The organism is Sphingobium sp. AP50 (assembly GCF_900109095.1).
GTDB lineage: Bacteria > Pseudomonadota > Alphaproteobacteria > Sphingomonadales > Sphingomonadaceae > Sphingobium.
Genome location: NZ_FNYZ01000018.1, coordinates 104,352 through 110,935, shown reverse-complemented (window position 1 = coordinate 110,935; position 6,584 = coordinate 104,352). Strand labels below are relative to the sequence as shown.

General features: G+C 58.4%; 6 protein-coding genes and 1 pseudogene. 1 reads left to right on the top strand and 6 read right to left on the bottom strand.

Annotation, left to right across the window (positions count from 1 at the left end):
- Positions 1-86: 86 nt before the first annotated feature.
- From BMY84_RS22800 to BMY84_RS22780, 5 genes and pseudogenes are all read right to left on the bottom strand, one after another.
- Positions 87-377 (bottom strand): annotated as a pseudogene (locus BMY84_RS22800) (transposase); the annotation flags it as partial.
- Between the two features lie 15 nt (positions 378-392).
- Entirely contained in the window at positions 393-521 is a 129-nt protein-coding gene (locus tag BMY84_RS22795) for a hypothetical protein (protein ID WP_256215378.1), read from the bottom strand.
- Positions 522-676: 155 nt separating this feature from the next.
- Positions 677-1,597 carry a nucleotidyltransferase and HEPN domain-containing protein gene (locus BMY84_RS22790; protein ID WP_093086834.1) on the bottom strand — a complete coding sequence of 307 codons (921 nt, stop codon included), beginning with the start codon at positions 1,595-1,597 and terminating at the stop codon, positions 677-679.
- A 12-nt stretch (positions 1,598-1,609) separates the two neighbouring features.
- The gene (locus BMY84_RS22785; protein WP_093086833.1) at positions 1,610-2,029 is read right to left on the bottom strand and encodes a type II toxin-antitoxin system VapC family toxin; all 420 of its coding nucleotides are present in this window, start codon (positions 2,027-2,029) and stop codon (positions 1,610-1,612) included.
- Positions 2,029-2,277: a FitA-like ribbon-helix-helix domain-containing protein gene (locus BMY84_RS22780; protein WP_093086831.1), complete on the bottom strand. Its 249-nt coding sequence runs from the start codon at positions 2,275-2,277 to the stop codon at positions 2,029-2,031. The genes BMY84_RS22785 and BMY84_RS22780 overlap by 1 nt, the downstream gene beginning before the upstream one ends.
- Before the next feature lie 141 nt (positions 2,278-2,418).
- Here BMY84_RS22780 and BMY84_RS22775 point away from each other — a divergent pair, with 141 nt between their 5' ends.
- Positions 2,419-2,859 carry a hypothetical protein gene (locus BMY84_RS22775; RefSeq protein ID WP_143075135.1) on the top strand — a complete coding sequence of 147 codons (441 nt, stop codon included), beginning with the start codon at positions 2,419-2,421 and terminating at the stop codon, positions 2,857-2,859.
- Here BMY84_RS22775 and BMY84_RS22770 read toward each other — a convergent pair.
- The gene (locus BMY84_RS22770; RefSeq protein ID WP_093086828.1) at positions 2,856-6,560 is read right to left on the bottom strand and encodes a conjugal transfer protein TraG N-terminal domain-containing protein; all 3,705 of its coding nucleotides are present in this window, start codon (positions 6,558-6,560) and stop codon (positions 2,856-2,858) included. The two genes, BMY84_RS22775 and BMY84_RS22770, sit on opposite strands and share 4 nt — an antisense overlap.
- Between the last annotated feature and the right edge of the window lie 24 nt (positions 6,561-6,584).

Here is a 6,584-nt window from a genome sequence, read left to right as displayed (position 1 = left end):
AGCTCTTCATGACGGTTCTCCTCCGTGGGCAGTTTTCTCCTGGAAGCTTAAGAATGACTCGCGGGGGTGAGGCCGTCCACATCATCAAAATATGCCGACGCCTTGCGCAGGATCTCATTGGCTTGCCGCAGTTCGCGGACTTCACGCTCCAATGCTTTGAGTTTCTCGGCGGTCTCCGTCGGCACGCCTCCGCGCTTGCCGCTGTCCACCTCCGCTTTCTTCACCCATTCCAGCAGCGTGTGCCCGGAACACCCGATCTTCTCGGCAACCGATGTGATCGCAGCCCAGCGTGAGGGGTAATCGCCCTCATGATCCAGTACCATCCGGATCGCTCGCTGCCGAACCTCAGGGGCGAACTTGTTCGTCGTCTTGCTCATCGTAGACCCTCACTCTCAGGAGTTAAGGCCTCCGGCAATCTCGGTGCGGTTCAGTCCGAGATAATAGGCAAAGCGCTCTACGTGGCGAATATAGTCGATCTGGGTCTTACGCGCGAACCGGCGCATGTTCATCTCGTCGATCATCGTTCGACTCCTTGGTTGAAAGGAGTCAAAATGGTCTGCCTACCCTGAGCAGGGCTCAATCATGGCGCTGCACCAGAGCGATGAAAGACCTAGGGTCAGGAGCCACTCCCGCGCAGCGGGTTCGTACAAGTTCCATCGTCAGCCATTCGAAATTGTCATCCAGTTCTAGCAGCGTCGAGCGCGGCGATCTTCTCGCTGCACACAATATGGACGACGCGACCCAATTCCTCGACTTGAGTGGCGAGCCATGTCAGATTCTCCTCGCTGATTGTGTAATGTTTGGAATAGCGCGCCTTCACGTAGGCGTCCTTGAGCTTCTCGAACATTGTCCGTTCGGCCCGCGTGTTGCGCGGCCAAACATTGAATAGGCGGAAGTCCAGACGCTCGGCCTGCGTCCGCAAGAACCCCAGATTATGAACGTGTGGAGTGTAGAATGTCGAAACGAGAAGGACGCAATGATAGAGACTTTCTGTAGCTTGGTGGAGCATAAATGCTGCGCGTTTGGTCCGCCCTTTTGATATCAGGAATTTTGCACTCTCTGCGAAGTCTGTGGCGGCAGGGATCCATTCTTCAAAATACTCTTTTGCCATCGTCAGCGCTTGCGCTGGTGTTTTTGGTTTCGGCTGGTGGAGCGCGCTTTCATCGGCTTGGTAGAGCGCAATGCCCTCGTTCGCGACGTCCATGAAGAAATACCGGCCATGGGCCAGCCCATCATTCACCTCCTGCAAAGTGTGGACGATAAAGTTCACCGGGGTCTTAAGCGTCTGAGTGATAGCTAGTTCACGTATCAGCCGTTCGTCTGTCTTTTCCCAAAATTGCACCCGGTCTGTAAGGTCCTTCTGGTTGACGATGATGAGCAGGTCGTAATCGGATTTGTAGCCTTTAGCGGTATGCGGCTCGTCCACCCATCCACCACGCGCATAGCTGCCATAGAGAATGATCTTGTGGATGCGCCCCACCTTGCGCTTGCCGGTCGCAAGGTTGTTGGCGTCCCCGAATTCTTCGAAGATGATCTGCACCACGCGTTCAAGTTCGCGCTGCTTGGGGGGAGGGAGGTGGGAGATGTCTGTTCGCATGATTTCAGGCCGTCAGTGCGAAGTCCAAGGGTTGATGACAGCAATCCCAACCGCATCAAATGGACCGGTATCGCGGGTCGCGACAGAGAAGCCAGTCGCTGCTGCGATGGCGGCAATGTAGCCGTCTGGCGTTGGAAAGCCTTTACCAACAGCACGCGCACGGGTGGCCAGGGTGGCATAACTTTGCGCTGCCTTGGTCTCAAATGGTAAGATGCGATCGCCGAATAATTTGAGAAGGCCGTCTAATGTGGAGGCCAGCTTGTCTTTGCGCTTGCCTTCAGGCAGCGCCGTAATCCCGAACAGCAGTTCAGCGAGGGTCACGCTTGTCAGGAAAAGTGTCTCTGCCGGCTGCCGATTGAGCCAGTCAGTAACCGAGGTATCTGCCGACGGCCTCATGGCCTCCGAAACTACATTTGTATCCAGAACGATCATCAATCGAAGCTTAAAGGGGCGGCAGGCTCACGCTTTTTACCAAGCCAGTCAGCGTCATCGTCCGTAAAGCCCGCCTCTCGACCGATCTGAGCGAGAGCATCACCCATACGGAGGCGGTCAGACGGCTTCACCGCCTTCTCCAGAATGTCTCGAATTTCCGCTTCTGCGCTACGTCCATTGGATGCTGCGCGCGCGCGAATGGCCCGATGCACCTCGTCGGGCAAATTTCTGACGGTTACTGATGCCATGTAATCCTCCGGATGCGTATGAGCGCATTGCTATCAATTTACCTTTTATGCTATCATTTGCAAGGAGCATACGCCAATTTGGCGACATCTCTTTGTGTGGGGCAGCCGAAGTGGGCTATATTCCGCGCGAGGTATGGAAAAATGAACGAGACAGGTACCGCTTCTGACTTTCAGCCGTTCGAGAGCCCAAGAGCCCAAGATTGGTTCTGGCGGCCTTGGTATGCGAAACTCTGGTGGGCTCTCATCATTTTATCGCTTCTCTTAGGTTGGACATTGCCTCGCGATATGCTGCTGGCCCATGAAAGAGTTATGTGGTTTGTCATGGTTTCGGTTCTCAATCCGTACCTTGTCATCCTTGGGCTTGGCTTTGGATATTTCAGGGCGGCGTGGAAATACAAATATGGTCCATCGATCGCACCCAGCGACGAGGAGGTTTGGGAGAGCTACAGTGAGCGGCAGGGCCTCCGGCATGGGAATGATCCCACTGATCCAGCTGACTGCTCTTGGCATTGGCACCCTGCAAATCCGATGAGTTTTCATCAGCGGCAACTGCGCATGGAACGTATGTTCGGCAAGCGCTAACGCTTCTTGAAGGTCGGGTCTCCGTCGATTGGACTGCCTGCAACATCACCAGAAAATCTACCTTTCGACAGAATCTGTGATTGCTCCGAGGATGTAACTGGAGCGGTCGCATCCCATATCCCTCGCCCTGCGTCCGCTTCCCCCAGATAACGATTTCTCAGTCCTTCGCTTCCAAGAATTTGGGCCTGCAGTTCGTTGACAAAGGCTTGTTCAGGCCGGCTCGACCGAACTGCCGACCGCTCGGCGTTGGCGATAGACGACCGGACATCGTAATTAACGATATCAATGGCTGAAGAGGCATTTGATGCGCCGGTGCCCGTGTCGGTGGTGCTGCCGGCGAGTCTAAATTCGGCTTGGCCTGATGCCGACCGTCCAGTCCCGCCTCTTTTCGGACTTGGTTTATCCCCGAAGGACACCGAACGACCTCCTGTTTCAGCGCCTACCGTTAGGCTGTTCGAAATCTCATGTGAAGCACTGCGACTGAGCGACCGTGTCCACCCGGTCTGCGTCATTACCGCCTGGACGTCACGCTGCAGGGTATCAGCGACCTGAGGCTTGAGGCGCCAGTTGCCGTGCCTGTCCATCTCGAACCCGCCCTTGAGCCAGTTTTCCATCATCGCGCGACCTTCCGCGCCGCCGCCCAGGAAATGTTCGATCGTGTCAGGTCCCGCCTGCTTCCCGGCTTCAAAGCGTGTGCTGGTGTCATTGCGGGAGCTCTTCTCGAACCCAGCGCTTGATGAGACAAGAAGGTCGTTGTCGGCAAAGCTGAAACGCGCGTGACCGCCATTGGCAACGGCGCCCAGTTGGCTCTCGTTCAGGAGGCCGGCTTTCCACATCTGTGCTGCCGCATCGGGGGAGAGGTTGAGGCTGAGATCGCCATTCTGGTCCATCGCGATTTGCCGCTTGGTCATTGCGATGCCACTGGCCTTGAGGATTCCTTGCATACGCGTGAGGCGTTCCGCATCGACAATATGGGTCAATCGATCGTTCCTCGCCCGGTCAGCAATAGCTTCCGCGCCACCCTCGGCCATATCGACCTGATTACCGGCAGTCTGGCTAAGGGTTCTGATAAAGTTGTCGAGATGGGCTGCCTGGCGCACCGAGGCCCCGGCGGCCGCCGCGCCCTGGGCGAAGCCGAAATTCTCCGACTGCCGCCTCTGCTCGCCGATCCGGGCAGCGCTGCGTGTGCCGTCGGGGCCAACCTCGCGCTGGGCATCGAGCTTGCCGGACCGTTCGGCAAAGTCGTAGCCGGCCGCTTCCCTGGTGCGGCCATAGACGCTGGTGGCTTCGCGCGCCGCCTCGGCAGTCGCGCCATCGGCGGTTCCGAGCTGACTGGCCGTGGAGTAGGTGGCGAGGGCCCTCTCGACCTGGGCTTCGTTGCGGCCGGTGGCGCGAGCGAGCTGCGTGACGGCGGACGAGCGGGCTTCGCCCGAGAGCGCGTTGATGAAGCCAATGCGGCGGCTGGTTTCCTGAACGGGGAGCCCCAGCATTGCGGATGCGTCGCGCTGACCCTGGTTGGTGCCAGTGCGATGGGCCTGCTCGGTGGCTACATTTGTGCGTTCAGTGCTTGAGACATCAGCGCCTGCGAAATCGCGCCGGCCCTCCATAGCGCCCACCTGCACCTGCGCGCCGGTCAGGTCATTGCGCAACATGGCCTCCTGATCGTACGCGTTTGCGATAATTTTGCCGAATGTCGGATCGCTCGATGCTTCAGCAATGACGCTCGAGGCCTTGAGCTGCGCGTCAGCCTGGCTGTATCCGCTGCGCTGATAATGGCGCGAGGCTGCCTGATGCATCATCCCATAGGCGCGCTCGTCGCCGAAAGCTTTCCACTGAACCATGGTCTGGGCAAAGGCAGCAAACGCGCGTTCGCCCGCTTGGCCCTTCCCGAAATAGCGGTTTCCCAATTCGCGTAGCGCATCTTTCTCGGCAAATTGATGGATCGCTGATGTGGTGGCGTTGGCGCGCACGGCCTTCGCCACGTCAGGGCTTGTGAGGTCGCCTTTGGCAAGCGCCGGCGCCAGACCTCCCAAATGGCGCTGGGCGTCAAGACCGCCCAGGCTGAGTGCGCTCTGGCCCGGCGTGGTTGGACTGCCTTCGCCGATGATCGTGCTTGCCTCACCAAAAGATCTGGAGGCCGCAAAGGAGGTTCGTTCGCCAAAATCGCCGAAACTGGTGGCAGCACCCTTCCGGTGGTTCGTGCCCATGGCCGCGCCTTGGGCTTCAAGCGCGGAGGTATAGCCTTCGCTCGTCATCATCGGCGCCGCCGCGCCGGCGGCCTGCGTATGAACGCTTTGTGAAGCGCCGGTCAGCGAACTGAACATATTGCCCGAGAAACGGAATATGGTGAACACAAATGCGCCGGCAAGGCCAGCCGCGGCGGTTCTGAAGGTACCAAAGATCGCCAGAGCCTTCATGGCGGAGGAGGGAGCGAGCATCCAGGCGTTGGCCGCCACATGATTGGCGCGCATATCTGCCAACACGTCCATCGCGCGGCCCAGGGTCAGTTGATAGATGCCGGCATCAATGACGCCCCAGAGCGCTACAAACACGAAGAGACCCAGCGCGTAGCTCAGGACGCGAAGGTTGATCGGTGTCAGCACGAACAGCAACGCAACCGGCACCATGAACAGCATGATCCCGAATATGGTTGCGCGGATCGTTGGCATCCATTCATTGGCCGCCGACATGGTCGAAAGACCGTTGGAGATCACAGCCCGGTTCGCCATGACCCTGGCTGCGGTTGCAGGGGAATCTTCAAACAGAACGTCGCCGACGGTGGAACCGAGCATCACGTCGGTCATGAAGGCTGCAAGCGAGAGGGGCGTGCCCATCATCATATCTCCCATCTCGCCAATCTGGCTTTTGCAGCGGGCGAGTTGGCTCGCATCGTCGACGTTGAATCCGGTGCGGACGCAACTTTGCTTCACATAGTCATCGAAAAGCGTCGGCTCGGACAGACGGCTTGCGATATGAGACCATGCGTCCGCGCAACTCATGGTCTCGCCGCCCTTGTTCGCCGCCGTATAGACCGTCGAGAAGGTGGCTGGCCCTGCCATTGCCGCGAACGCTGCCGGGAGATCCGTTGTGGTCCGAAACAGCATGTCGTCATCAACGCCATAAGCGGGGGACACCCGTGCGACCGGATAGCATTGGCGGACATAGTCCTTGAGCGTAGCGTCAAGGAAGGTGTCGGTCATGGGGCCGCGGGGCGACGCTGCGTTGAAGAAGAGATTGAAGGCGTGGCCGCCTGCACCAAACTCCAGCTTGGCGGCAGGATCGAGCGTATTGTCGTCGATCGTTTCAGCCATCGAGCGCTCGATCATGTTTGTTGTTCCGGCAACCAACACGAGGAGATTGGGAACATCGCCTACGGCCTGATAGGCATTGCGCACACGGTCATAGACATGAACCGTGCCGGTCGTTGCCACGAACCCGACGAAGAGGCCGACGCCCATCAGGATCTGGAAACCAAATGCCACAAGGCCCATGCCTTGGCCGCGGATACTGGCGATCACAGCGCCCAGCGCAACGCCAGCAATCGCCATGATGAGCACGAGTGTCTCATAGCGTGGATCGGAAAAGATCATCGAGACGAGCCTGAAGGCATCGACCGTTTCCTCAAATCCGTCATAGCTATGATAGCTGGCTTCGAGCGCACAGGCAGGCGAGGGCAGGGCGAGAAAGGCTGCAGCCAGCATTATCCCGAGATGGTAGGCAAAAGG